Raw genomic sequence first — 24,824 nt, forward strand, 5'->3', positions numbered from 1 at the left:
ATATTTCGGCGGCCGGCGGGCCGGCTGCAACAGGCATTGCCCTGTGCGCCGGCATCAAAAATACATCTCGCGCACGTAGATCACCGGGCTGCGGTGGCTGCCGAAGCTGACCCGTCCGGTGGTGCTGGGCAGCCAGGACACGCTGTTGTAGCGCAGGCTGAAGGCGCCCCGGCGCGCGCCGCCGCCGCTCTTCTTGCCGGGCGCGCGCAGCCACAGCGGGCCGCGTCCGCCATTCAGCGCGACCGGCCTGGCCGGCGCCGGCAAGCCGAGCAAGCCACCGATGCAGCCGCCGGCGTCGACGAAATCGAAGCTGCAATCGCGGAACACCAGGTCGGCGGCGGCGACGGTGCGGCTTCCGGCCTGCGCCGTGTTGAGCAGCCAGCCGGCGCTGCCGGCCCAGTACTCGGCGCGCAGCGCCAGCGCGGTCGGCAGCAGGTCGCTGCCCAATGCGTTCGGGAGTTTCATGCGCCCGTTGAGCACCAGGATGTCGCCTTCGTCCGAGACCACCTTCTCGCGCAGCGAGGTGATGTCGATCGCCCCCGCCAGTGTCGTGTCGGGGGAAACGGCGCGCACGAAGATGCGCGTCGGCGCGTCGAGGTTGGTGGCGCGCGGCGTGGCGTCGTCGTAGCCCACCGCCAGCGCGTAGCTGGTCGTGGCGGCGATCTCGCCGCTGGCGCTCGTAATGGTGGTGCTGGCGCTGGCGCCGGGCGCCGTCAGCCGGGTCGGCAGCACCGTGCCGCCCAGCGTGCCGGCGGCGGACAAGGTAATGGTCTTGAACCAGTCGCCGCTGAAGTTGTTCACCGGTTCATTGGCGGCATTGTAGGCTTTCACCGTCGCGCCGAACGGCTGGCGCGAATGGACCGCGCCTTTTTCGTTCTGCTGGCAGGCATACATCGCGGGAAGGTTGGCCGGACAGTCGAAGGGACCGGTCGCCTCGGTGCGGAAATAGGCCGGATAAAAGCGGCCCACCGTGACCGTGCTTTTCAGGACCTTGATGCCGAAGTAGAGGTCGGGCGAACTCGCATCGTCGGCGAGTGCTTCGCGCTGTTCTTTCGACAGTTCCGGGTTTTCCAGACCGGCCACGAAATTGACGGCGCCCACCTCGCTCCAGGCGGCGCGCAGGGCGGCCGTACCCTTGCCCGGCGCCGTGCGATCGATGACGTCGAGCCGGCCCTGGTCGACCAGCTCGACCGCCTTGGCGCGGCGCAGCGCCACCACCAGCGTCGGACTGGTTTCATTGCCGAAGTTGGGCGCGAAGCTCTTGTCGTCGGCAAGCAGAGCGCCCATCTCGACCGCCAGGACGGTACCGGCCGGCGCGAAGCCGGCGCTCGCCGGCGTCTTGTTGCCGGGGTTGCCCACGCTGCCGTTGGCGATACGGCGGAAACCGATGCGGTAGGGCGCACTGATGAAGACCTCGGTATTCTCGATCGCGTTGCTTTCCTTGAGGTTGAGCCGGATCTTGCCGACGTCCTTGTAGACCAGGGGCTGGGCGATCGAGACGGTATTCGCGGGGAATTTCACGTTGACCGGGCCTGACCATTGGGCGACCTGCCCTTCGGGCGCGCAGACGGGGATGGTGGCACCCGCATAGGTAGCGCCCACGGTGCCCGCCGCCGGATTGACGCACTCGAGCATGAACTGCATCGAGGCCGTCGTTTCGCTCTTGGCATTCGGTACGGTCGGCACGCCCTTGCTGTTGGTCGCGGTCAGCCAGATCGTCGTGTCCTTGCCGCCGACGGTGGCGGCGGAATAGCGCTTGCATTGGCCGGAGGCGCCGACGGCGACGTCGGCCTTGCAGAGGCTATCGGTGAAGATGTACGACGGGGTGGCCGTCACCGGCGGCGTCGTGGTGCCGTCGACGCTAGTCGCGGTGCCGGTGTCCGAGGCCGAATTGTTGCCCTGGACGTCGTCGCTCGTCACACCCTGGACCTTGACCGTGTTGGTCTTCACGCCGGTAGTCGTCACGCGGGCGCGCACGGTCAGCACCGGCGCGCTGGCGCCCACGGCCAGGCCGCCACGATAGGTGCAGGTGCCGGCCGTGGTGCTGGCGGTGCAGGTCCAGCCGGTAGTCACGCCCGACACGTAGTACATCCCCGCCGGCAGCGTATTGGTCACCGTGATGGTGCCGGCTTCGGTATAGGGACCGTTGTTGGTGACGGTGACGGTATATTCGACGTCGGTGCCGATCTTGAGCGCGCCGGCGCGCGAAATCGCGATCGCCAGGTCCGACACCGGCATGGTCGGAATCGCCATCACCTGGGCATTCACGATCACCAGGTCGGAGCCGGAACGCAGCGTCGTGCTCACCTCGGCGTCGTACAGGCTCCAGAGGGTGACGAAGGTATCGAAGGCATCGAAATCGACGCCATACGAGGCGGTGTCGCCATTGATGTTGCTTTGCGAATTGAACAGGTTGTTCGCCGGATTGAGTCCGTCGGTCAGGTTCTCGCCATCGAAATCGAGGGTTTCGTCCTGGGACAGGGTCGGGTCGCCCTCCCAGGCGATATAGCCGACGCGCGCTTTTTCCTTGGTCGATACGCCGGTGCGGTTCCAGCGGAAATTGTTGGCGCTGAGCTGGAGGCTGTCTTTCTGCAGGTGGCGGAAGCCTTCGTAGACATTCAGCACGCGTTCGGGCAGGGTCGGATCCGAATACACGACGAGCAGCGAAAAACCGCCGAGCACGGCCTGCGAGGCGCACCACGGATTGCCCGTGGCCACGGTCAGTCCGGCGAAGGTATAGGTACCGCTGCCCTTGAGCTTGACGACGCTGGTGACGTCGGCGACGCCGCCGAAGTAATCGAAGCCGTTGCCGATGGTGTTCGACGTGTATTGTTTGGCCGCGGTGACGTCCTTGCCTTCGAAGGTGACGGTATTGTCGGGGGTGCCGGAACCGGCCCAGTACAGGCGTGCCGAGACGACGGTGACGCCGGTCGGCAGGGTCAGGCGCGCGCTGCGGCTGGTGGTCGCCGCATCGACCGAACAGGCGTTGACGCTGTTGGTCTTGTTGCGCAGCGTGACCTGGGTGCCGGTGAAGCTGAGGCGCCCATCGAAGGCTTTCCACAGTGCGACCGCCGTATCGGCGCGCGCGGCGCCGCCCAGCGCCAGCAGCAGGCAGGCCAGCAGCAGTTGGACCAGACGGCGCACAGGGCGGCTCATATCTGCACCTCGATCACGCGCCGCACATAGTCGGGATTGTTCCAGCTGTCCGGGCAGGCGCCGTCCCTGGCGGGGGCGCAGGCGGTGGCGCTGATCACCCAACGGTCGAGCGAGGGCGCGCCCTCTTCCACGTCCAGGCCGGCGATCCGGCGGCAGCTGACGCTGACGGTGAACTGGCCGAGCACGTCGCCGCCCAGCGCCACGGCGGTGCTGCTGCCGTCGGCGCAGCCACTGTTGCCCGGCCGCAGGCGCTGGAACAAGCCCCACTCGATGCCGGCGCGCGCCGCCTGGTGCGCGCGCACGCCCTGCTCGTCGAGCAGAATGGCCTGGCTCTGGCTCGTGAAAATGGTCACCAGGGCGACGCCCAGGCCGGCCAGCACCACCAGCAGGAAGATGGCGGTGACGATGCCGACGCCGCGGCTGCGGCGACGTTTACATGCGATGGCAGGATCGATGCGTTTCATGGCGTATTGTCGACGTGGACCTGGTGGACGAGGCGCACCCGGCCATCGGTGGCGCCGGCCGCGCCGGGCAGCTGCAGCTCGAGCGCCAGCAGCACCAGCGCACTGCGGCGCAGCTCGACGTCCTCGCCGATCCCGTAGTTGAACAGGCTGCCGCAGCTGGCCAGGCGGCGCGCCAGCACGGCCGCGCTCGGGGTGCCGCTCATGGGATCGCCGATGTTGGCGCGGATTTCATAGCCGGCGTAGCGCGTCAGCACCAGCCTGCCGCCCTTGGCCTCGCAGCGGAAGGTGACGGGCGTGCCGACCACGTGGAAGCGGCTTCCCGGCGAGGGCATCGCATCGTTGCGCGCGAACGGGTTGTCGACCAGCTTGAGTTCGGCGGCGCCGGCGGCGGCGGCTTCCAGCACGCGCGCGATGTTGCGGTCTGGCGTGTTGAAGCCGTAGGCGTCGGCCGGCGCCATGCCGGGGCCGAGGTTGTAGACCACGACGTAGTCGCCGGCCGCGACCGGCGCCTGCAAGCCGCCGACGATGGTGAAGTCGCGTTTTTTCGCGTCGACGAAGTCGAGCGGCTTGCCGCTTGTTGCGCCATCTTCGGTCGCCAGGTAGCGCCCGCCGGTCTTGGTGAGCAGGAATTCGATGGCGCTGCCGTCGCCGTTCACGCGCACGCTGTTCGGCAGCGCCAGGCGGATCTCGCGCGCCATGCGGCGCAGCGCCAGGTCGGCTTCGTCGCTCGCCTCGGCGCGCGCCACGCTGTCGGCATAACCCTGGACCGGCGCCTTGATGAAGACGGCGACGATGGCGCCGATGATGCCGAGGATGGCGATCGCGACGATTGCCTCGACCAGGGTGAAGCCGCGCCGGGCGCCGCGACGCTGAGGGCCGTGAAGATACCCGCTCATTGGACGCCCTGCAGCGGCGCGTAGCGCGCGCGGTAGCCGTCCAGCGTCACCGCCGGATCGGCGCCCTGATAGGTGACAACGATGCGGATGCGCAGCGCCTCGCTGTCGGCGCCCGCGCCGGCGGCGATGTCGCCCAGGCGGTCGGGCGTGATGGAGACGGTGGCCTTGTAGCCGGCCAGGTTCAGCGGGCGACCGAGGACGTCGACCAGTCCGGCCGTGCCGCCGTTGAAGGCAGCCGTGGCCGTGTTGGCGGCGCCGACGTAATCGTTGACGTTGTCGTAGGGCCGCGGCGACGGTGCTTCGTTGCCCCAGTTTTCCTTGATCGTGCAGTCGGCCGTCCTGGTGGCCTCGGCGGCGTTGGGCGAACCCGGATCGCAATAGGTGAATCCGGACTGGCGCACTTCTTCCAGCAGCGCCTCGGCGATCATCAGCGCCTGCTTGCGGCGCAGCGGATCGGCCGAGTTGGCGCTGGTGAAGCGCATGACTTGCAGGATGCCGGCCAGCGCGATCCCGACGATCACCATGAAGATGATCAGTTCGACGATGGTGAGGCCGGCCTGGCGCGTGCGCACAGCCTTAATCCACATAGCCGGACTCCGGATCGACGGCGATGACGGTGCTGATGCCGCCGCCCTGGATCGTGATCTTGCCGTCGAAGCCGCCTGTCGGCGTGGCGCGGCCGAGGCCATCGAAAGCGATGCCGCCGATCGGGGTGGCGATGCCCGGCCGTCCCATGACGACGCCCTCCGGACGCGCTTCGCACATCCAGTTGGTGCTGCCGCAGGCGCTGCGGGTGGCGCTCGAAGCACCCTTCACGCCGGCCGCGGCCGGCAGGCGCGCGTCGAGGCGCGCGCAGCCGGCGTCGGGGTCGAGGCAGACGGCGATGCGTTGCGTGGTGATGTGGACGTAGACGGGGTGGTTCTGGGCGATCGCCACCTTTTGCGCGTGGCGCAGCGTCGACCTGACCTGCTCGGTCCAGGCGGCGGTGTCGAAGGTGGAACTTTCCATGAAGCGGCCGACGGCGACGGTGCCGAGGATGCCGATGAGGATGATGACGACGATGAGTTCCACCATGGTGAAGCCATGCTGGAAACTGCCGCGGCCGGCTGCGGGGTGCAATGAAGGACGCAAAGGTCGGAGTTGCGGGCCAGCCACGGACTTGTTATGCGCTGACTATGCGCTTACTCGCACTGGCTGACGGTCGGTGCCGCATTGGTTCCGCCGGCGCCCAGCGTAACCGTCGGCGCGCTGGTGCCGGTAGTGGCGCCTTTGTAGAGCACGTAACAATTGGCGGCTTTGGCGGTGCCGGCGAGGCTGGCTGGAACGATGGCGAACTCGCTGGCGCCCAGGGCCGGCTTGTTGGCGTCCTTGCTGGCGGCAGTCAGCACAACGTAGTCGGTCGCTGCCAGACCGGCGGCGGCGGCCACGGCATCCGCCTCGGCCTGGGTGGTCACGGCCGGGTAGCCCGACGTGGTGTTCATCGTCACCGAGGTGCCTTCGACGTTGATGGTGGCCGAGCCGCCCGGGGTCACCAGGAATTTACCGTGCGTCATGGCCGAGGTCGCGGCGAGCGAGCCCTTGGCCGCGTTCAGGCTGGCCAGGCGGGCTTCGCCGCTCAGGCTGGCGAACTTCGGCAGCGCGGTCGCGGCCAGGATACCCAGGATGACAATCACGACGATCAATTCGATCAGGGTGAAACCGCCTTGCGACGCTTTGATGCTTTTGTTCATTACTTTTTCTCCGAAAAATAAGGACGCGGAAGGGACCCCGCACTGTTGTTAAAGGCAACCGCCTGCTCATTGACTTGTTCGACGACTTGATCGATGACCAGGCCAGTGGTGCCCCTGTTCTGTCCACTTGCATCGGCCGGACCGGGCACGCGAAGCAATTTTACCTTGAAGGTCATGAACTTTTGTGTCCCAGTGGAAAAAGATTTCTCTGCGGCAGTCAAATAGACAATGGTTTTCGCGCTGCGGTCGAAGTACCAGTTTCCCCTTGGGAGCGCGTCTTTGTTGGGCGAATAGTATTCCCCGAGGTAGTTTTTAGGCTGTTGTTGCAACCATGTCATCGGATTTTGATGAGAAAGTTCTAACAAACCGGCTTCGCCCGTTGTCGAAATGATCCTGGCGGAGCGGACCGCGAGCGCCGTGCGCAGCGAACCGACCAGTTGCTTTGCCGCGACGCGCTCGCTTTCGCCCTGGTAGCTGATGACGCTATTCAACAACAAACCGCTCAAAACGGCGCCCAGGATCGCGCCCAGCGCCAGCTCCAGCCGGGTCGCACCACCCTGCCGGCCGGCCGCCAGGCGGTCATTTAACTTCGCCATCAGCGATGCAGGGCGGCCTTGCCCAGGTCCCAGATCGGCAGGAAGATACCGAGCGCCATCACCAGCACCATCACGCCGAGGAAGGTGATCAGGATCGGCTCGATCTGGGCCGACAGGGTTTTCAGTTCGTAGTCGACTTCGCGCTCGTACATCAGCGCGATCTCGTCCAGCAGGTCGTCGAGCGAGCCGGTTTCCTCGCCGACGGCGATCATCTGCAGCACGATCGGCGTGAACACGTTGGCCGCGGTCGAGGTGCGCAGGATGCTTTCGCCGCGCTCGACGCCGTCGCGCATCTGCTCGATGCGCGCCGCCAGGTAGGCGTTGTCGGCGGTCTGCGCGACCACGGTCAGGGCTTGCACCACCGGCACGCCGCTCCTCATCGACATGGCGAAGCTGCGCGCGAAACGCGCCATCGTCCCCTTCAGCAGGATCTTGCCGGCGATCGGGAAACGCAGCTTGCGCCGGTCCCAGCTGTAGCGCCCGGCCGTGGTGCCGAGCCAGGAGCGAAACGCCACGATGGCGACCACCGCGCCGCCGGCCAGCAGCGTCCAGTAGTCGACCGTGAAACGCGAAGTCGCCATCAGGATGCGCGTCATCAGCGGCAGCGTCGCGTGAAAACTCTCGAACACCTTGGCGAATTGCGGGATCACGAACAGGTTGACGACCACCATGGCGACCGCCATTGCGATCATCACGAAGGTCGGGTAGCGCAATGCGGTTTTCACGCGCTCGCGCATGTCGCGGTCGAATTCGAGGTGGTCGAACAGGCGCAGGAAGACTTCTTCCAGGCGGCCCGTCATTTCGCCCACGCGCACCATCGACAGGTAGAAATTCGAAAAGCACTGCGGGTGGCGGCGCATCGCCGCGGACAGTTCGCGCCCGGCATCGAGCGACTCGCGCAAGTCCTTGATCACGCGCGCAAAGGCGGGACTGGTGCTCGATTCCTGCAGGCCGGCCAGGCCGCGCATGATCGGCACGCCGGATTTCAATAGCGTATGCATCTGGCGCGAGAACAGCTGCACGTCCATCGACGTGACTTTTTTCTCTCTCAGGCGCCGCCAGGTCTCGCCCACGCCCGCGCTGCCGGCGCCGGCGACGGCGCGCCGGGTGGCGACGATGTCGACCGGCGTCACGCCGGTGCCGAACAGCTGGTCGGCCACGGCGCCGGCGTCGGCGCCTTCCAGCACGCCCTGCATCAGTTCGCCGCGCGCGTTGCGGCCTTTGTAGGCAAAGAATGGCATCAGTCGTCCATCTGGTTACTGATGCGCATGGCTTCGCCGATCGTCGTGCGGCCCTGCACGGCCAGCTGCACGCCGTGGCGGCGCAGCGTTTCGCCGCCCATCTCGCCCTGCGCGACCTTCAGGAAGTGCGCCGGGTCCGGGTGGTTGGCGGCGTCGGTCACGGCGCGCGTCATTTCCAGCAGTTCGTAGACGCCGGTACGGCCGCGGTAGCCGGTGCCGTTGCAGTGCGAGCAGCCTTTACCGTGGAAGAACTGGGCCTGCTCGACGAAATTGCCGAGTTCAGCGCGCAGCCAGGTCTGTTCCGGCGGCGTCGGCTGGTACACGGTCGAACAGCTTTCGCAGATCACGCGCACCAGGCGCTGGGCCAGCACGGCTTGCAGCGAGCCGCCCACCATGTAGCGCGGCACGCCCATGTCCATCAGGCGCAAGGGCGTGCTGGCGGCGTCGTTGGTGTGCAGGGTCGAGAGCACCAGGTGACCCGTCATTGCGGCGCGCAGGCCGATCTGCGCGGTTTCCTGGTCGCGCATCTCGCCCACCAGCACGATGTCCGGGTCCTGGCGCAGCGCCGAGCGCAGCACGCGCGCGAACGACAGTTCGATCTTGTCGTTCACCTGCACCTGGTTGATGCCCTGCAGGCGGTATTCGACCGGGTCCTCGACGGTGATCAGCTTCTTTTCCACCGAGTTCAGTTCGGCCAGCGCGCTGTACAGCGTGGTGGTCTTGCCGCTACCGGTGGGGCCGGTGACCAGCACCAGGCCGTTCGGGCGCCCGACGATGGCGCGGAAGCGTTCCAGCATCTTGCGCGGCATGCCGATCGATTCCAGGCGCAGCGTGTTGCCAGCCTGGTTCAGGAGTCGCATGACCACCGATTCGCCGAACTGGGTCGGCATGGTCGAGATACGCACGTCGATGCGCTGGTTCTTGACCTTCATGGCGAAGCGGCCATCCTGCGGCAAGCGCTTTTCCGAGATGTCGAGGTCGGCCATCAGCTTCAGGCGCAGGGCGAGCGGCGTGGCAATCTTGATGTCGGCCTCGGTCTGCAGGTGCAGCACGCCGTCGATGCGAAAGCGGATCTGCAGGCGCCCTTCCTGGGGCTCGATGTGGATGTCGGAAGCGCGCACCTGGGCCGCGTCGTCGAACACCGACTGCAGCAGTTTCACCACCGGCGCTTCTTCCAGGCCCGGGTTCGCCGTCATGGCCCCGAAGTCGACGAAGGCGTCGCCGATGTCGGCTTCGACTTCTTTCGCGAAGTCGGTGATGTCGCCGGTGCGGCGGTAGATGCGGTCGATCGCGTGCAGCACCTCGGTCTCGTTGACCACGGCCAGTTCGACGTTTTTCTTGAGCAGGCGCGCGATCTCGTCGTAGGCGAACAGGTCGGTCGGATCGGAGACGCCGACCAGCAGCGCGTCGCGCCGTTCCTCCAGCACCAGCGCACGGAAGCGCCGCGCCGCCGTTTCCGGCAACAGGCGCACCAGGGCGTCGCTGATGTTGTAGAACTTGAGGTTGACGTAGGGGATGTTCAGCTGGCGCGCCAGCGCGCCCGAGATCTGCTCTTCGGTGACGAAGCCGTTCTCGACGAACACCCGCCCCAGTTTGCGGCCAGTACGCTTCTGGTCACTCAATGCCTGGTTCAGCTGTTCCTCGGACAACAGCTTTTGCTGCACCAGGATTTCCCCGAGCCTGACTTTTTCCGGCCTTGCCATACTACCCCTTCGCTTGCCTACAAAATGGGAAATCATTTTAAGGCAGAACGGGGGAATATTTACCACTGGAATTAGTTTTGTGGTGGAAACACCGCGCTCAGCAGTTGAGGCCGTGTAATATGCACAAGATTCGCCCGCAAAGATACCCGTAGGGTGGGCGGGTTTCCCGCCCACGCGGTGATACCTACCGTCTCCGCTTTCGTGCCGGATGATCTCGCTGCTAACTATCACCGCGTGGGCGGCGAAGCCGCCCACCCTACGTCCCTCCAGAAACGTAACGGAGACGCACATGCACGACCAACCAAGCGCCCGACGCCGCATTTTCCTGATGCGCCACGGCAGCGTCACTTACTTCGACGCCGCCGGCCGCCCCGTCCTTCCCGAGCAAGTCCCCCTCAACGACACGGGCCGCGCCCAGGCCGATGCCGCCGGCAGCGCCTTTGCCGCCGCCGGCATCACCTTCGACCGCGTGATCGTCTCCGGCCTGCCGCGCACCGTGGAAACCGCCGCGCGCGTACTGGCCGTGACCGGGCAGGACATCGAACCCGAGACCTGGCCCGAGCTGCACGAAATCCGCGGCGGCCGCCTTTCCACGATTCCCGAAGCTGAATTGAAGCGCGCGTTCACCGGCGTCTTCGAAGGCCTGGTCGCACCCGAACAGCGCTTCCTCGGCGGCGAATCGGTGGGCGAGATGATGGACCGGGTACACCCGGCGCTCGAGCGCCTGCGCGCCGACCCGGGCTGGGACACGGCGCTGCTGGTGCTGCATGGCGGCGTCAACTGCGCGATCCTGTCGCTGGCGCTGACCGGCCAGCGCCTGTTCCTGGGCGGCCTGGCGCAGGAAGCCGGCTGCATCAATGCCCTCGACGTGGGAACGGACCGGCTCGACTGGGTGGTGCGTTTCGTCAACCACGTGCCGCCCTCCCCGCTGCAGCCCGATGCGCGCACGACGACGATGGAACAGCTGTTCAATCAGTACCGTCGCAACAGTTAATGCCAGAAAAATAAATAGTACGACCGTTCACTTCATCAGCTAGAATCGACTTCAATCAGATTTGACAACAAACACAGGAGGAGACGCCAGTGTACGAAGAAATGATGGGAACCAAGCCGGTTTCCGAGCGCCAGAAATTCGATGTCGAGGCGCTGGCGGGCTGGCTGCGGGCGAACGTGCCGGACTTCCCGGCCGGCGCCCTGGAAGTCGAACAATTCAAGGGCGGGCAATCGAACCCGACTTTTAAATTACGCGCAGGCGACAGCCAATACGTCCTGCGCACCAAGCCCGGCCCCGCCGCCAAACTGCTGCCTTCCGCCCACGCCATCGACCGCGAATTCCGCGTGATGAACGCGCTGCATGGCGCCGGCTTCCCGGTACCGCGCCAGATCGCGCTGTGCACCGACGAAGCCATCATCGGCCGCGCCTTTTTCCTGATGGATTTCGTCGAAGGCCGCGTGCTGTGGGAACAGTCGCTGCCTGGCATGACGCCCGCCGAGCGCGGCGCCATCTACGACGAACTGAACCGCGTCATCGCGCAACTGCACACGATCGACTATGCCCCCATCGGCCTGCAGGATTACGGCAAGCCCGGCAATTATTTTGCGCGCCAGATCGAGCGCTGGACCAGGCAATACCAGGCCTCCGCGACCGAACCGATCGAGGCGATGGACCGCCTGATCGAGTGGCTCCCCAAGAACATTCCGCCCGGCGAAGACACGTCCATCGTGCATGGCGACTTCCGCCTCGACAACATCATCTTCCACCCGACCGAGCCACGCATCCTGGCCGTGCTCGACTGGGAGCTGTCGACCCTGGGCCATCCGCTGGCCGATTTTTCTTACCACTGCATGAGCTGGTACATCCCGCCCGGCAAGTTCCGCGGCATCGGCGGCCTCGACCTGGCCGCGCTCGGCATCCCGGACCTGGAAACCTATGTCGCGCGCTACTGCGAACGCACCGGCAAGAGCGTGCGCATGGAAGATTTCAATTTTTATCTCGCCTATAACATGTTCCGGCTGGCCGGCATCATGCAAGGCATCATGAAACGCTATGTCGACGGCACCGCCTCGAGCGCACAGGCGCTGGAAAACGGCAAGGCCGCCCGCCCGATGGCCGAGATGGCCTGGCAATTCGCGAACCGATAAAGGAAACCACATGGATTTCGATTACTCCGACCGCTGCAAGGAACTGCGCACGCGCCTGCTCGCCTTCATGGACGAGCACATCTACCCGAACGAAAAAGCCTATAAACAGGAAGTGGACGCCAACGGCATGCTCGGCAACCGCTGGGTGCCGACCGAACTGATCGAGCGCCTGAAACCGCTGGCGCGCGAACAGGGCTTGTGGAATTTGTTCCTGCCGAAATCGACGCGGGCGCCGGAAGGCCTGTCGAACCTCGACTATGCGCCGCTGTGCGAAATCATGGGCCGGGTCGGCTGGGCGCCCGAAGTATTCAACTGCTCGGCGCCGGACACCGGCAACATGGAAACGCTGGAACGCTACGCCGCCGAAGAGCACAAGCAGAAGTGGCTGGAACCGCTGCTGCGCGGCGAGATCCGCTCCGCCTTTGCCATGACCGAGCCGGACGTGGCGTCGTCGGATGCGACCAACATCGCGACGAGGATCGAACGCGACGGCGACGAGTACGTCATCAACGGCCACAAATGGTGGATCTCCGGCGCCGGCGACCCGCGCTGCCGGATCTATATCGTCATGGGCAAGACCGATCCGACGGCCGCGCGCCACCAGCAGCAATCGATGATCCTGGTGCCGGCCGATACGCCGGGCATCACGGTGAAACGTCCGCTGCCGGTGTTCGGCTACGACGATGCGCCGCACGGCCATTGCGAAATCCTGTTCGAGAACGTGCGGGTGCCGGCGGCGAACATGCTGCTCGGCGAAGGGCGCGGCTTCGAGATCGCCCAGGGCCGCCTGGGACCGGGCCGCATCCACCACTGCATGCGCGCCATCGGCGTGGCCGAACGGGCGCTGGAACTGATGGTCAAGCGCCTCGACAGCCGCGTCGCCTTTGGTAAAAAAATCAGCGAACAGGGCGTCTGGCGCGAACGCATCGCCGAGTCGCGCATCCGCATCGACACCGCGCGCCTGCTCACGTTAAAAGCGGCATGGATGATGGACACGGTCGGCAACAAGGTCGCGGCGGCCGAGATCGCGATGATCAAGGTGCTGGCGCCGAACGTGGCCCAGCAAGTGCTCGACTGGGCGATCCAGGCCCACGGCGCCGGCGGCGTGTCGGACGATTTCCCGCTGGCCTCGCAGTGGGCCGGCAACCGCACCCTGCGCCTGGCCGACGGTCCGGACGAAGTGCACCGCAATGCCATCGCCAAGGTCGAACTGGCCAAATATGCTTAAGTAAATACCATTACTTGTTGCTCACAATCTACAGATAGCGGGGAGCCGGACAGCCGGGCCTAGGCCCGGTCCGGGCACTCGCGTACCATGGCCGCTGGCGGCGCACCCGCGCCGCGCCGACCCTGGACCGCTTTTGCCTTTGTTCCGCCGCGACGCCCTGCCTTCGATCCGCTCGAAGCTCTTCACCCTCATACTTGCCAGCGTGCTGCCGCTGCTGCTCGCCTACGTCGCCTTCGTGATCGATGCCGGGCGGCGCGAAGCCTTGCACGTGGCGCGCGACGCCGCCACCGTCACGCGCGCGCTGTCCGCCGCGCTCGACCGCGACCTCGACAGCCTGGAAACCGCCGCCCGCGTGGCCGCCGCCTGGCCGACGCTGGCGCCGGGGTCGCTGGCAGAATTCCATGCCGGCGCGCGCCAGTTGCTGCGTCCCGATTTCGCCGCCTCCAGCTTCGTCCTTTACGGCCTGGACGGACAGGCGCTGCTCGACACCCGCCGTGCCTTCGGCAGCGCGCTGCCGGAGCGGCCCAATGCGCAGTCGATCGAAGCCGTCCTGCTGCGCGGCGACGCGCGCACCTCCAGCCTGTACCGGCCCGGCCCCGGCCAGCCCTTCGTGTTTTCCGCCGACGTGCCTGTCTGGCGCGGCGGCAAGGTGGCGTATGTGCTGTCGAGCCAGGTGCGCCTGGCGCGCATTGCCGACCTGCTGCGCACCCAGCAGCTGCGACCGGGCTGGGTCGCCGAAATCGTCGATGGGCGCGGCGTCGTGGCCGCGCGCAGCGTCGACGCCGCGCTGTATGTCGGCGCGCCGGTGAACGGCGTGCTGGCCTCGGACGCGGCCGGCAGTCCCGAAGGGCTGGCCGATCTGCCGGGCGGGCCCGGCGACGACCCACGCCACGCGGCCTGGATGCGTTCGGACAAGCACGGCTGGCTGGTCGCTGTCAGCTATCCGGACGAGGCCGCGCGCGAGCTGCTGGGCGGCGCGCTGCCGGCCACCGTCGCCGCCTCGGCCGGCCTGCTCGGCCTGGGCCTGCTGCTGGCCTGGATCATCGGCGGCACCATCGGCCGCTCGGTGCGCGGCCTGGTGGCGCCGGCGACGGCGATCGGCCGCGGCGAGTCGCTGCCGCCGGCGCCCGGGGCGATCCGCGAGACGGCGCTGGTGGCGGCGGCGCTGGCCGACCTGGATGCCGAACTGCTGCGCTACCGCAGCCAGCTGGAAACGCGCGTGGCCGACCGCACCGCCGAACTCGAGCGCCTGAACGTGCGTTTGGAGACCGTGTACGCGACCGCGCCGGTGGGCCTGTGCTTCGTCGACCCGCAGCTGCGCTTCGTGATGATCAACGATTACCTGGCGGCGGTGAATGCGGTGCCGGCCATTGGCCACCTCGGGCGCACGCTGCCCGAATTGCTGGGCGCGGCCGGCATCGCCATCGAGGAGCCCTACCGGCGCGTACTGGAAACGCGGCGCGCGCTGCGCGACCTCGAAATGGAGGGCGAAGTGCCGGCCGACCCCGGGGTGGTGCGCCACTGGCTGTCGAGCTACTACCCGGTGTTCGGCGCGGAGGGCGAACTGGTCGGCATCAACGCGGTCGTGATCGACATCACCGAGCGCAAGCTGCTGGAACAGCGCAACCGCGACAACGAAGAGATGTTCCGGGTCCTGTTCGAAGCCTCCGGCGACGCCCAGGCCCTGCTGGCCTACAACGCCGGTTTTGTCAGCGCCAACCCGGCGGCGGCGCGCATGTTCGGCTGCGCCAGCGTCGAGGAAGTGCTGATGCTCAGTCCCGCCAACGCCTCGCCCGAATTCCAGCCGAACGGGCGCCGTTCGCAAGAGATGGCGACCGAACTGATGCGCCGCGCGCTCGACGAGGGCGACGTGCGCTTCGAGTGGGTGCACCAGCGCCGCGACGGGACCAACTTCCACGCCGACATCCGCCTTAGCCGCGTCGACGTCGGCGGGCGCGGCATGATGCAGACGACCATCCGCGACATCACCGAACGCGTGGCGGCCGACGCCGCGCTGCGCGCCGGCGAGGCCCAGCTGCGCGGACGCGAGCGTTTCATCCGCACCGTCACCGACAACCTGCCGGCGCTGGTCGCCTATTGGGATGCCGACGAGCGCCTGCGCTTCGCCAACCGGCCGCTCCTCGACTGGCTCGGCGCCGCCGACGAAGCCGGCCTGCTCGGCCGCCGCGCCGCCGACCTGATCCCGGCCGCCACCCTGGCGCAGCTGGAACCGTATGGGCGCGCCGTGCTGGCCGGCCGGCCGCAGAGCTTCGAGACGGCGCTGCACAACCGCCAGGGCGCGCCGGTCCACGTCTGGTGCAGCTACCTGCCCGACCTCGACAAGGCGGGCCGCGTGCGCGGCTTCTACGCGCTGCACGCCGACGTCTCGGCGCTCAAGCTGACCGAGGGCCGCCTGGTCGAAGCGCTGCGCGAGGCCGAGCAGGCCAGCCGCGCGAAAAGCGAATTCCTCGGCAACATGAGCCACGAAATCCGCACCCCCATGAACGCGATCATGGGCCTGGCGCGCCTGCTCGAGGATGCGCCGCTGCCGCCGCGCGAACGCGCCCACGCGGCCCACATCCGCAGCGCTTCGGCCTCGCTGCTCGGCATCCTCAGCGACCTGCTCGACTATGCGCGCGCCGACGCCGGCCAGCTGGTGCTGGAACGGCGGCCATTCGAGCTCGACGGGGCCCTGCGCAGCATCGCCCTGCTGAGCGTGCCCGCGGCCCGCGCGCAGGGCCTGGAGGCAGTGTTCGCGGTCGGCCCCGGCGTGCCGCGCAGCCTGCGCGGCGACCCGACCCGGCTCGAGCAGGTGCTGCTGAACCTGGTGGGGAATGCCATCAAGTTCACCACGGCGGGCGAGATCGTGCTGTCGGTCGACGTCGCCGAGCGCCAGTCGTGGCCGCGCCCGGACCCGGGCCTGGGTCGCTTACGCTTGCGCTTCGCCGTGCGCGACACCGGCATCGGCATCGCCGCCACCGACCAGGCGCGCCTGTTCGCGCCCTTCGCGCAGGGTGACGGCGCCGGCGGCGGCAAGGCCGGCGGCATCGGCCTGGGCCTGTCGATCGCGCGCCGCCTGGTGGCGCTGATGGGCGGCACGCTGGCCGTCGACAGCCGGCCGGGGGCGGGATCGACTTTTACCTTCGAAGCCGACTTCGGCGAACTCGATGTGCCCGCCCCGCCCGCGCCCGCGCCGCCCCTGCGCGTGCTGGTGGCCGACGCGCACGCGCCGGCGCGCGCCGCGCTGGCCGCCGCACTGGACGCACGCGGCTGCGCGGTCGTGTGCGCTGCCGGCACGATCGAGGCGCTCGGCCTGCTGGACGGCGCAGCCTTCGACCTCGCCTTTGTCGATGCCGCCATGGCGGACCTGTTCAGCCTCGGGAGCGATTTGCCGCCGACGGTATTGCTGGCGCCGGAAGGCGAGGCCGTGGCGCTGCCGGGTGCAACGCTGCTGTCCAAACCGTTCACGCGCACCGCGCTCGATGATGTGCTCGGCGAACTACGCGGCGGTGCGCCGCTTCGCGCTGCGGCGCAGGCGGCCAGCCTGGCCGGCCTGCACGTGCTGGTGGTCGAAGACAACGCCATCAACCAGGAAGTGGCCACCCACGTGCTGGCGCATTCGGGCGCGCGCGTCGCGGTCGCCGCCGACGGCCGCGCCGCCCTCGCCATGCTGTCCGAACCCGGCGCCGCCTTCGACGCCGTGCTGATGGACTTGCAGATGCCGGTCATGGACGGTTACGAGGCCGCCCGCGCCATCCGCGCGCTCGGCCTGGCGCAGCTGCCGATCGTCGCGATGAGCGCCAACACGCAGGAAGAAGACCGCCGCCGCGCTTTTGCCGCCGGCATGGACGAGCACCTGCCGAAGCCGGTCGACGTCGACGCGCTGGTGGCGACGCTGGCGCGGCTGACCGGGCGCACCCTGCCCGCGCCCGCCGCCAGCGTCCCGGCGCCGTCGCCGGCGCAACTGCCCGGCATCGACCTGGCCGCCGTGCTGCCGCGCTTCCGGGGCGACCTCGATGCGGTGCGCGCCATCCTGGCCCGTTTCGTCGGCGGGGCTGCCGCAACGCTGGGAACGCTGCGTGATCAGTTGGCGGATGCCGACCGCGCGGGCGCGCTGGCCGAAGCGCACCGCTTGCGCGGCGTTGCCGCCAACCTCGGCGCCAGCGCGCTGGCGGCGCACGCGCTGGCGCTGGAAACGGCGCTGCGGGCCGACGACAACGAACAGGCCGCGCGCCAGCTGGACCTGATCGACGCCGCGTTCGCGACGCTGCAGGCGGGCGTGGACGGTTACCATCCGCTGGCCACGGCCGTGGACGCCACGCCCGTCGGCACCGACGCGTTGGCACAACTCCTCGAATTGCTCCAGAATAACAATATGAAGGCATTGGCGGTCCATGCGACACTGGCCCCGGGACTGGCCGCGCTGGCCGGTGCGCAGCTGGCGGCGCAGCTGGCCGAGGCCGTCGCCACGCTGCGCTTCGAGGCGGCGGCGGCCATCGTTGGCGCACTATTGGAACGGAAAGGAAACGCATGAGCTGGACCGAGCTGGCGCTGAACGGGCGCATCCTGGTCGTCGACGACGCGATGGAAAACATCCAGATCCTGCACGGCGCGCTGCAGGACCAGCACGAACTGCTGTTCGCCCTCGACGGCGCGAAGGCGCTCGCGCTCGCCCAGGGCCAGCGCCCCGACCTGATCCTGCTCGACGCCGTCATGCCCGGCATGGATGGCTACGCCGTCCTGCAAGCCTTGCGCGCCCTGCCGGAAACGGCCGACATCCCGGTCATTTTCGTTACCGCCCTGTCCTCGCCCGAGGACGAGACCCGCGCGCTCGACGCCGGCGCGGCCGACTTCATCAGCAAACCGGTGAACGCCGCCGTGGTGCGCGCGCGCGTGCGCACCCAGTTGACGGTCAAGCGCCAGGCCGACGCGCTGCGCGCCATGACGCTCACCGACAGCCTGACGGGCGTGGCCAACCGCCGCGCCTTCAGCGAGCGGATCGACAAGGAGTGGCGCCGCACCGGGCGCTCCGGGCTGCCGATGGCGCTGATCCTGGCCGACGTCGACCACTTCAAGATGTATAACGACCACTACGGCCACCAGTCCGGCGACGCTGCCCTGGTCGAGGTCGCGCGCGCCATGTGCCGCGCCGCCAACCGCGCCCAGGACCTGGTGGCGCGCTACGGCGGCGAGGAATTCGCGATCCTGCTGCCCGAAACCGATGCCGCGGGCGCCGCCTGCGTGGCCCAGCGCGTGCTCGACGAACTGGCGGCGCTCGGGATTGCGCACGCGGTCTCGCCGACCGGCGCGCGGCTCACCGCCAGCATGGGCATCGCTGCGCTGGTGCCGGACCGCCTGGACACGGGCTCCGCGCTGATCCGCGCGGCCGATGCGGCGCTGTACCAGGCCAAGGCGGATGGGCGTAGCCGCTACTGCATGGCGCCTGTGTAGGGTGGTCGGCTCCACCCCAACGCATGTTTATCCGCTGCCTAAGCGCCGCCCACGCGTTTAGCCGCCCTGTGAAACGTCGCGACGGATCATCCGCTGGTTGAACGCGTGGGCGGCGTTCACGCCGCTGGTCCGCACGCCGTGGAGGTGGAGCCGACCACCCTACCCTCTGATTCGCGAAAAGAATCACAGAACGCGAAATCATATATTGGACATATCATTGCCTGAAGAGCATGCTGTAGCTTCGACTCACTCGCCGCGCCAGGACCCGCCATGCCGACTTACCGTTCCCATACCACCACCCAGGGCCGCAACATGGCCGGCGCGCGCGCACTGTGGCGCGCCACCGGCATGAAGGACGGCGACTTCGACAAGCCGATCATCGCCGTCGTCAATTCCTTTACCCAGTTCGTGCCCGGCCACGTGCACCTGAAGGACCTGGGCCAGCTCGTGGCGCGCGAGATCGAGGCGTCCGGCGGCGTCGCCAAGGAATTCAACACGATCGCGGTCGACGACGGCATCGCCATGGGCCACGGCGGCATGTTGTATTCGCTGCCCTCGCGCGACCTGATCGCCGACTCGGTCGAATACATGGTCAACGCCCACTGCGCCGACGCCATGGTGTGCATCTCGAACTGCGACAAGATCACCCCCGGCATGCTGATGGCCGCGATGCGCCTGAACATCCCGACCGTGTTCGTCTCCGGCGGCCCGATGGAAGCGGGCAAGGTCGTCAAGGTCGTCAACAACGAACGCAAGGTGATCAAGCTCGACCTGGTCGACGCCATGATCAAGGCCGGCGATTCGACCGTGTCCGATGCCGACGTGGCGGAGATCGAGCGCTCGGCCTGCCCCACCTGCGGCTCCTGCTCGGGCATGTTCACGGCCAATTCGATGAACTGCCTGACCGAGGCGCTCGGCCTGTCCCTGCCCGGCAACGGCACCATCGTCGCCACCCACAGCGACCGCAAGGAACTGTTCCTGAACGCCGGCCGCCTGATCGTCGACATCGCCAAACGCCACTACGAAGGCGACGATTACACCGTGTTGCCGCGCTCGATCGCCACCAAGGCGGCTTTCGAAAATGCGATGGCGCTCGACGTCTCGATGGGCGGCTCGACCAACACCGTGCTGCACCTCTTGGCCGCCGCCCACGAAGCCCAGGTCGAGTTCACGATGGCCGACATCGACCGCATCTCGCGCCAGGTGCCCTGCCTGTGCAAGGTAGCGCCGATGACCGACAAATACCACATCGAAGACGTGCACCGCGCCGGCGGCATCGTCTCCATTCTGGGCGAACTGGCGCGCGCGGGACTGCTCGATACCTCGCTGCCGACGGTGCACAGCCCGACGCTGGGCGACGCCATCGCGAAGTACGACATCCGCGTCAGCGACGACCGTGCCGTGCACCAGCTGTTCCGGGCCGCGCCGGGCGGCGTGCCGACCCAGGTCGCGTTTTCGCAATCCGAGCGTTTCGCCTCGAACGACATCGACCGCAGCCTGGGCTGCATCCGCGACCGCGCCCACGCCTACTCGCAGGATGGCGGCCTGGCGGTCCTGTACGGGAACATCGCCGAGAAAGGCTGCATCGTGAAAACCGCCGGCGTCGACGAGAGCATCCTGAAGTTTTCCGGCACCGCGCGCGTGTTCGAGAGCCAGGACGCGGCGGTGGAAGCGATCCTCGGCGACACTGTCGCCGCCGGCGACGTCGTCATCATCCGCTACGAAGGCCCGAAAGGCGGGCCCGGCATGCAGGAAATGCTGTACCCGACCTCGTACATCAAGTCGAAGGGACTCGGCAAGACCTGCGCCCTGTTCACCGACGGGCGCTTCTCAGGCGGCTCCTCGGGCCTGGTGATCGGCCACGCCTCGCCGGAAGCGGCCGAAGGCGGCGCGATCGGCCTGGTGGAGGAAGGCGACTCTATCGACATCGACATCCCGGCACGCACGATCAACCTGCGCGTGTCGCCTGCCGACCTGGCCGCGCGCCGCGCCGCGATGGAAGCACGCGGACCGGATGCCTGGCAGCCGATCGGCCGCGAGCGCTATGTGTCGCAGGCGCTGCAGGCGTATGCGGCGCTGACCACTTCGGCCGACCGCGGCGCGGTGCGCGACCTGGCGCAGCTCAGGCGCTGAGCGGCGATGGACTCAGGTCTTGCAGCGATCCCCTGCCCGCTGCAAGACTGCCAGCACTTCGGTTCCCGGATAATCACGCCGATCCGGGTAAGCCTGGCGATGGTAGCAGCTCCAATAACTGGTCACCCGGCGCGCAAGCGTCGCCAGGTAGTCCGTGTTTCCCGCAGCGAAGTCGGCAAGCATGGCAGCGTCACACCGCCCGATGCCCTCGGCGACATCCTCCACGATCTCCACCACGTATTCGCCGGCGAGTTGAAGAAGATACGGCAGGAGCCACGGCTCGTCGCCGCCGAGCAGCGCCCGCAGGCATTCCTGGCGCAGGTAGCCGTCATGGTGGCGGGTCCCCAGGCAGGCGACAACCAGTCGCGTGTCGCCCCGTGACGTGCATAACGCCCGGCGCAACAGATCAGGGTTGTAGTAGAGCCGGTCCGGTATGCAAAGCGCTTCACCATGCAGGTTCACCTGGAAGACGTGACGGGAAGGCTGCAGTTCGCCGGTGGCGACCGCAGTGACGGCATCCCGCGCGGCCGCACGCAGCCTGGACGGAAAGCCCATCGTTTCGTCGCACCTGCCTTCGCAATCGGGCAAGCACATCAGGACGCACTCCGGGTATCAGCCTTCACGCTTTTTCCGAAGCACGACCACGCCGATGACGATCAACGCGATACCTACGCCCGAAAACGCCGGCTGGTGCATCGTCGCGGCTGTAATAAAAAACATCGCTCCGGAGGCGATCAGCAGGCGGCCCGCGAGTTTATTGTTGCGATGGATTTTCAAGCGATTCTCCGGTAATTGCTGATTATTAACACGGCTGGGGTCAGGTCTGACATTCGGACACGAGCTCTACCATATTCTGCAGACCAGCGCCGAGTCCGCGCCAAGGCGGGAATCTCGATGTCAGACCTGACCCCACCCTTTGCTGGTCTGCATATGACGGAGTCTGTTTTCGCTTCAAGCTCTGATCCGCCGCCGTACCGCGTGGGCCGAGCCCACCCTACGGACCAGGTCAGGTGAGATTCTGGCCGACGCAAATTACTGCGCTGCGCCCTGCGCGCGCCGCTTGAACATCGCCTTGCCATCGATCGTGCACACCTGCTCGCCACGCTGGTTGGTGGCGACCCAGGTCGAGAACACCACGCCGCGGTCGGGCTTCGAGGTCGACGGCTTCGCTTCCTTGGTCACGTAGCGCACCGAAAGCGTATCGCCGGCGCGCACCGGCTGCAGCCAGCGCACGCCGTCCAGGCCGGGGGAACCCATGCTGGCTTCCTCGCAGCCCATGCCGTCGAGGACGATGCGCATCATCATCGCGCAGGTATGCCAGCCGCTGGCGATCACGCCGCCGTAAATCGACTTCGCCGCCGCCTCCTTGTCGATGTGGAAGGGCTGCGGATCGAACTGGGTGGCGAAGGCGATGATCTCGTCCTCGCTCACGGTGCGCTGGCCGAGTTCGATTTCCTGGCCCGGCACGAAGTCGTCGAAATACCATTGCTTTTTCATGCTGCTGCCCTTTCCATGAAGCCCGGCTGGGCGATGAAGCGCGCCAGGTGGTGGTCGGCGTCGCCCAGGGTCAGTTCGATCGTTGCCAGGCGCTTGAAATAGTGCGCGGCCGGCAGTTCGTCGGTGACACCCATGCCGCCGTGCAGCTGGACGGCTTGCTGGCCGACGAAGCGCGCGGCCTGGTTGATGCGGTACTTGGCGGCCGAGACGGCGCGGCGGCGTTCGCCCGCATCGTGCGATGCGACCTTCACCGCCGCCAGCAAGGCCATCGAGCGCGCCTGCTCGAGGTGAATGTACATATCCGCCATGCGGTGCTGCAGGGCCTGGAACTTGCCGATCGGGGCGCCGAACTGCTGGCGCGTCTTCAGGTAGTCGAGGGTCGCGGCAAAGATGGCTTCCATTGCGCCCAGCGCTTCCGCGCACAGCAGGCTGGTGCCGTAGTCGAGGGCGGCGTCGAGGATGCCGGCGCCGGCGCCCTCGATTCCCAGCAGGCTGGCGCGCGGCGCCTGCACATTCTGGAAGCGGACGTCGGCGGCGCGCTGGCCGTCGAGGGTGCGGTAGTCGGTGATCGTGACGCCGGCTGTATCGGCGGGCAGCACGAACAGCGCGACGCCGTCCTGGCCGCGCTGGGCGCCGCCGGTGCGTGCCGAGACCACCAGCATGCCGGCCTGGGCGCCGTGCAGCACGACCTTCTTTTCGCCGTTCAGGGTCCAGCCGTCGCCGTTCGCTTCGGCGCGGGTGGCGATGTCGAACATGTCGTGGCGCGACTGGCGCTCGCCGAGCGCGCAGGCCAGCTTCAGTGTGCCGCCGGCGACCTGTTCCAGCACCTCCCCGCGCCCGCCGGCCAGGCGCAGGAATTCGGCGCCGAGCACGGTGGCGAAGTAGGGTTCGACGACCAGGCCGCGGCCCAGTTCCTGCATCACGACGAACATGTCGACGGCGTTGCCGTTGAAGCCGCCCGATTCTTCGGGCACCGGCAGCGCCGTCATGCCCAGTTCCGCGAGCGTGGCCCAGGCGGCGCTTGACGTGCCGGTGTCGGAATGGATGATCGCGCGGCGCGTCTCGAAGCCATAATCCTTGTCGATCCAGCGCTTGAGCGCGTCCGCAAACTGGCGCTGCTCGGAATTGAAGTTGAAGTCCACGTGTGCGCTCCTTACAGGCCCAGGATCATCTGGGTGATGATGTTGCGTTGGATTTCGTTCGAGCCGCCATAGATGGAGGTCTTGCGATAGTTGAAGTAGTGCGACAGCAGCGGCGCGGCATCGTCGTCGTCGACCAGGCTGTGTTCGGACGCGCCTTCGAGGTACTCCGAATCAAAGGGCAGCGCCATCGGCCCCACCGCTTCGACCATCAGCTCGGACAGCTGCTGCTGGATGTCGGTGCCGCGCACCTTCAATACAGAGGCTTCCGGACCCGGGCCCTTGTCGGCGCGCGACAGCACGCGCAGCACCGTCGTCTCCAGCGCCATGAGTTCGATTTCCAGGCTGGCCAGCTTCGCTGCGAACAGCGGGTCTTCGATCAGCGGCTTGCCGTTCTTGCTCTCGCGCGCGGCCAGCATTTTCAGGAACGCCAGTTCGCGCTTGCTGCGGCCCACTGCGGCGATGCCGGTGCGCTCGTGGCCGAGCAGGTATTTGGCATAGGTCCAGCCGCGGTTTTCCTGGCCGACCAGGTTCGCCACAGGCACGCGCACGTTGTCGAAGAAGACTTCGTTCACTTCGTGGTCTTCGTCGAGCATGATGATCGGGCGCACCGTGATGCCGGGCGTGTGCATATCAATTAGCAGGAAGGAGATGCCCTCCTGCTTGCGTACGCCGGTGTCGGTGCGCACCAGGCAAAAGATCATGTCGGCGTGCTGGGCCAGCGTGGTCCAGGTCTTCTGGCCGTTGACGATGTATTCGTCGCCCTCCTTTACCGCCGTGGTTTTGAGTGAAGCGAGGTCGGAGCCGGCGCCCGGTTCCGAATAGCCCTGGCACCACCAGTCCTCGCAGGACAGGATCCGCGGCAGGTAATGGGCCTTCTGTTCGGGGCTGCCGAAGGCCATGATGACCGGGGCGACCATGTTGACGCCGAAGGGCATGATCTGCGGCGTACCGGCGCTGGCGCATGCTTCGTCGAAGATGTGGCGCTGCACCGGGGTCCAGCCCGGACCGCCGAATTCGACCGGCCAGCCGGGGGCGACCCAGCCTTTGGCAGCCAAAATCTTGTGCCAGCGGACGCTATCGTCCTTGGTCAGGCGCAGGTGGTGGCGCACCTTGTGCTGCAGGTCGGCGGGTAAGGCTTCAGCCAGGAAGGCGCGCACTTCGTCGCGAAATGCCAGGTCTTCATCCGTGTAGGTCAGGTCCATTCGGTCTCCTCGTTATCGTCGCGCCAGGTGAAAAAGCACGATCGTTCACAGAAGATTCTAACCGAAAAAATGGTGGATTTTGCAAATAAAAATGTTGGAGGCACAGCCGGCATGTCGCGGTGATTGTCGACCTCGCGGTATGCATGGGCACGAAAAACGGCCGTGGACGGAGTCCACCCTGTAAGAGCAAAGTAGTAATGTCCGGTTTGAGCAAAGTAGAAATGTCTGATTTTGCTCGATAGC

Annotated in this window: 21 protein-coding genes; 6 read left to right on the top strand and 15 right to left on the bottom strand. The window is 67.1% G+C overall.

Annotated elements, in window-relative coordinates; translation table 11 throughout:
* Window positions 1-54: 54 nt before the first annotated feature.
* Genes IFT60_RS05900 through IFT60_RS05940 form a run of 9 tightly spaced genes read right to left on the bottom strand, consistent with a single transcriptional unit; the run spans window position 55 to window position 9,786 of the window.
* Window positions 55-3,156 carry a DUF6701 domain-containing protein gene (locus IFT60_RS05900; protein WP_192050459.1) on the bottom strand — a complete coding sequence of 1,034 codons (3,102 nt, stop codon included), beginning with the start codon at window positions 3,154-3,156 and terminating at the stop codon, window positions 55-57.
* Entirely contained in the window at window positions 3,153-3,620 is a 468-nt protein-coding gene (locus tag IFT60_RS05905; RefSeq protein WP_192050461.1) for an agglutinin biogenesis protein MshP, read from the bottom strand. The genes IFT60_RS05900 and IFT60_RS05905 overlap by 4 nt, the downstream gene beginning before the upstream one ends.
* Window positions 3,617-4,516 carry a prepilin-type N-terminal cleavage/methylation domain-containing protein gene (locus tag IFT60_RS05910; protein ID WP_192050463.1) on the bottom strand — a complete coding sequence of 300 codons (900 nt, stop codon included), beginning with the start codon at window positions 4,514-4,516 and terminating at the stop codon, window positions 3,617-3,619. Before IFT60_RS05910 ends, IFT60_RS05905 begins: the two co-directional genes overlap by 4 nt.
* A complete protein-coding gene (locus IFT60_RS05915; protein ID WP_192050465.1) occupies window positions 4,513-5,103 on the bottom strand; it encodes a type II secretion system protein in 591 nt (196 codons plus the stop codon). The genes IFT60_RS05910 and IFT60_RS05915 overlap by 4 nt, the downstream gene beginning before the upstream one ends.
* Window positions 5,093-5,671, bottom strand: a complete 579-nt coding sequence (locus IFT60_RS05920; protein WP_374011014.1) for a prepilin-type N-terminal cleavage/methylation domain-containing protein — start codon at window positions 5,669-5,671, stop codon at window positions 5,093-5,095. The genes IFT60_RS05915 and IFT60_RS05920 overlap by 11 nt, the downstream gene beginning before the upstream one ends.
* A gap of 26 nt (window positions 5,672-5,697) precedes the next feature.
* Complete coding sequence (locus tag IFT60_RS26910; RefSeq protein ID WP_192050469.1) at window positions 5,698-6,246, bottom strand: type II secretion system protein; 549 nt, start codon at window positions 6,244-6,246, stop codon at window positions 5,698-5,700.
* On the bottom strand, window positions 6,246-6,842 hold the full coding sequence (locus IFT60_RS05930) for a hypothetical protein (protein ID WP_192050471.1): 597 nt from the start codon (window positions 6,840-6,842) through the stop codon (window positions 6,246-6,248). Before IFT60_RS05930 ends, IFT60_RS26910 begins: the two co-directional genes overlap by 1 nt.
* Window positions 6,842-8,083 (bottom strand): type II secretion system F family protein, encoded by a 1,242-nt coding sequence (locus IFT60_RS05935; protein ID WP_192050473.1) that lies wholly within the window; start codon window positions 8,081-8,083, stop codon window positions 6,842-6,844. The genes IFT60_RS05930 and IFT60_RS05935 overlap by 1 nt, the downstream gene beginning before the upstream one ends.
* Window positions 8,083-9,786, bottom strand: coding sequence for a GspE/PulE family protein (locus IFT60_RS05940; RefSeq protein WP_192050475.1), 1,704 nt, complete (start codon window positions 9,784-9,786; stop codon window positions 8,083-8,085). Before IFT60_RS05940 ends, IFT60_RS05935 begins: the two co-directional genes overlap by 1 nt.
* Before the next feature lie 289 nt (window positions 9,787-10,075).
* Between IFT60_RS05940 and IFT60_RS05945 the strand changes: the two genes are divergently transcribed.
* From IFT60_RS05945 to ilvD, 6 genes are all read left to right on the top strand, one after another.
* A complete protein-coding gene (locus IFT60_RS05945; RefSeq protein ID WP_192050477.1) occupies window positions 10,076-10,780 on the top strand; it encodes a histidine phosphatase family protein in 705 nt (234 codons plus the stop codon).
* Window positions 10,781-10,884: 104 nt separating this feature from the next.
* On the top strand, window positions 10,885-11,928 hold the full coding sequence (locus tag IFT60_RS05950; protein ID WP_192050541.1) for a phosphotransferase: 1,044 nt from the start codon (window positions 10,885-10,887) through the stop codon (window positions 11,926-11,928).
* Between the two features lie 10 nt (window positions 11,929-11,938).
* Window positions 11,939-13,156, top strand: a complete 1,218-nt coding sequence (locus IFT60_RS05955) for an acyl-CoA dehydrogenase family protein (protein ID WP_192050479.1) — start codon at window positions 11,939-11,941, stop codon at window positions 13,154-13,156.
* Window positions 13,157-13,289: 133 nt separating this feature from the next.
* Window positions 13,290-17,690, top strand: a complete 4,401-nt coding sequence (locus tag IFT60_RS05960; protein ID WP_229510708.1) for a PAS domain-containing protein — start codon at window positions 13,290-13,292, stop codon at window positions 17,688-17,690.
* Window positions 17,687-18,607 (top strand): diguanylate cyclase, encoded by a 921-nt coding sequence (locus tag IFT60_RS05965; protein ID WP_192050481.1) that lies wholly within the window; start codon window positions 17,687-17,689, stop codon window positions 18,605-18,607. Before IFT60_RS05960 ends, IFT60_RS05965 begins: the two co-directional genes overlap by 4 nt.
* Before the next feature lie 270 nt (window positions 18,608-18,877).
* Window positions 18,878-20,740 carry a dihydroxy-acid dehydratase gene (gene ilvD / locus IFT60_RS05970; protein ID WP_192050483.1) on the top strand — a complete coding sequence of 621 codons (1,863 nt, stop codon included), beginning with the start codon at window positions 18,878-18,880 and terminating at the stop codon, window positions 20,738-20,740.
* A 12-nt stretch (window positions 20,741-20,752) separates the two neighbouring features.
* Here ilvD and IFT60_RS05975 read toward each other — a convergent pair whose 3' ends face one another.
* The 6 genes from IFT60_RS05975 to IFT60_RS26330 form a co-directional block, all read right to left on the bottom strand.
* Window positions 20,753-21,295 carry a hypothetical protein gene (locus IFT60_RS05975; protein ID WP_192050485.1) on the bottom strand — a complete coding sequence of 181 codons (543 nt, stop codon included), beginning with the start codon at window positions 21,293-21,295 and terminating at the stop codon, window positions 20,753-20,755.
* Window positions 21,296-21,352: 57 nt separating this feature from the next.
* Window positions 21,353-21,517, bottom strand: coding sequence for an LPXTG cell wall anchor domain-containing protein (locus tag IFT60_RS05980; protein ID WP_192050487.1), 165 nt, complete (start codon window positions 21,515-21,517; stop codon window positions 21,353-21,355).
* 255 nt (window positions 21,518-21,772) lie between these two features.
* A complete protein-coding gene (locus tag IFT60_RS05985) occupies window positions 21,773-22,237 on the bottom strand; it encodes a MaoC family dehydratase (protein ID WP_192050489.1) in 465 nt (154 codons plus the stop codon).
* Window positions 22,234-23,379: an acyl-CoA dehydrogenase family protein gene (locus tag IFT60_RS05990; protein ID WP_192050491.1), complete on the bottom strand. Its 1,146-nt coding sequence runs from the start codon at window positions 23,377-23,379 to the stop codon at window positions 22,234-22,236. Before IFT60_RS05990 ends, IFT60_RS05985 begins: the two co-directional genes overlap by 4 nt.
* A gap of 11 nt (window positions 23,380-23,390) precedes the next feature.
* Window positions 23,391-24,581, bottom strand: coding sequence for an acyl-CoA dehydrogenase family protein (locus IFT60_RS05995; protein ID WP_192050493.1), 1,191 nt, complete (start codon window positions 24,579-24,581; stop codon window positions 23,391-23,393).
* A partial coding sequence (locus IFT60_RS26330) for a hypothetical protein (protein ID WP_206759231.1) occupies window positions 24,572-24,824 on the bottom strand: 253 nt, incomplete at its 5' end. The genes IFT60_RS05995 and IFT60_RS26330, both read right to left, overlap by 10 nt.

Origin of the sequence: Massilia sp. CFBP 13721, assembly GCF_014842025.1 — a bacterium.
Taxonomy (GTDB): domain Bacteria; phylum Pseudomonadota; class Gammaproteobacteria; order Burkholderiales; family Burkholderiaceae_D; genus Telluria.

What these genes read in the sequence shown, in the direction of transcription:
- IFT60_RS05975 (WP_192050485.1), bottom strand. Translation starts at nt 21,295, where the DNA reads ATGGGCTTTCCGTCCAGGCTGCGTGCGGCCGCGCGGGATGCCGTCACT.
- IFT60_RS05955 (WP_192050479.1), top strand. Translation starts at nt 11,939, where the DNA reads ATGGATTTCGATTACTCCGACCGCTGCAAGGAACTGCGCACGCGCCTG.
- ilvD (WP_192050483.1), top strand. Translation starts at nt 18,878, where the DNA reads ATGCCGACTTACCGTTCCCATACCACCACCCAGGGCCGCAACATGGCC.
- IFT60_RS05915 (WP_192050465.1), bottom strand. Translation starts at nt 5,103, where the DNA reads ATGTGGATTAAGGCTGTGCGCACGCGCCAGGCCGGCCTCACCATCGTC.
- IFT60_RS05940 (WP_192050475.1), bottom strand. Translation starts at nt 9,786, where the DNA reads ATGGCAAGGCCGGAAAAAGTCAGGCTCGGGGAAATCCTGGTGCAGCAA.
- IFT60_RS05965 (WP_192050481.1), top strand. Translation starts at nt 17,687, where the DNA reads ATGAGCTGGACCGAGCTGGCGCTGAACGGGCGCATCCTGGTCGTCGAC.
- IFT60_RS05905 (WP_192050461.1), bottom strand. Translation starts at nt 3,620, where the DNA reads ATGAAACGCATCGATCCTGCCATCGCATGTAAACGTCGCCGCAGCCGC.
- IFT60_RS05935 (WP_192050473.1), bottom strand. Translation starts at nt 8,083, where the DNA reads ATGCCATTCTTTGCCTACAAAGGCCGCAACGCGCGCGGCGAACTGATG.
- IFT60_RS05930 (WP_192050471.1), bottom strand. Translation starts at nt 6,842, where the DNA reads ATGGCGAAGTTAAATGACCGCCTGGCGGCCGGCCGGCAGGGTGGTGCG.
- IFT60_RS05910 (WP_192050463.1), bottom strand. Translation starts at nt 4,516, where the DNA reads ATGAGCGGGTATCTTCACGGCCCTCAGCGTCGCGGCGCCCGGCGCGGC.
- IFT60_RS05995 (WP_192050493.1), bottom strand. Translation starts at nt 24,581, where the DNA reads ATGGACCTGACCTACACGGATGAAGACCTGGCATTTCGCGACGAAGTG.
- IFT60_RS05945 (WP_192050477.1), top strand. Translation starts at nt 10,076, where the DNA reads ATGCACGACCAACCAAGCGCCCGACGCCGCATTTTCCTGATGCGCCAC.
- IFT60_RS26910 (WP_192050469.1), bottom strand. Translation starts at nt 6,246, where the DNA reads ATGAACAAAAGCATCAAAGCGTCGCAAGGCGGTTTCACCCTGATCGAA.
- IFT60_RS05950 (WP_192050541.1), top strand. Translation starts at nt 10,885, where the DNA reads ATGGGAACCAAGCCGGTTTCCGAGCGCCAGAAATTCGATGTCGAGGCG.
- IFT60_RS05985 (WP_192050489.1), bottom strand. Translation starts at nt 22,237, where the DNA reads ATGAAAAAGCAATGGTATTTCGACGACTTCGTGCCGGGCCAGGAAATC.
- IFT60_RS05900 (WP_192050459.1), bottom strand. Translation starts at nt 3,156, where the DNA reads ATGAGCCGCCCTGTGCGCCGTCTGGTCCAACTGCTGCTGGCCTGCCTG.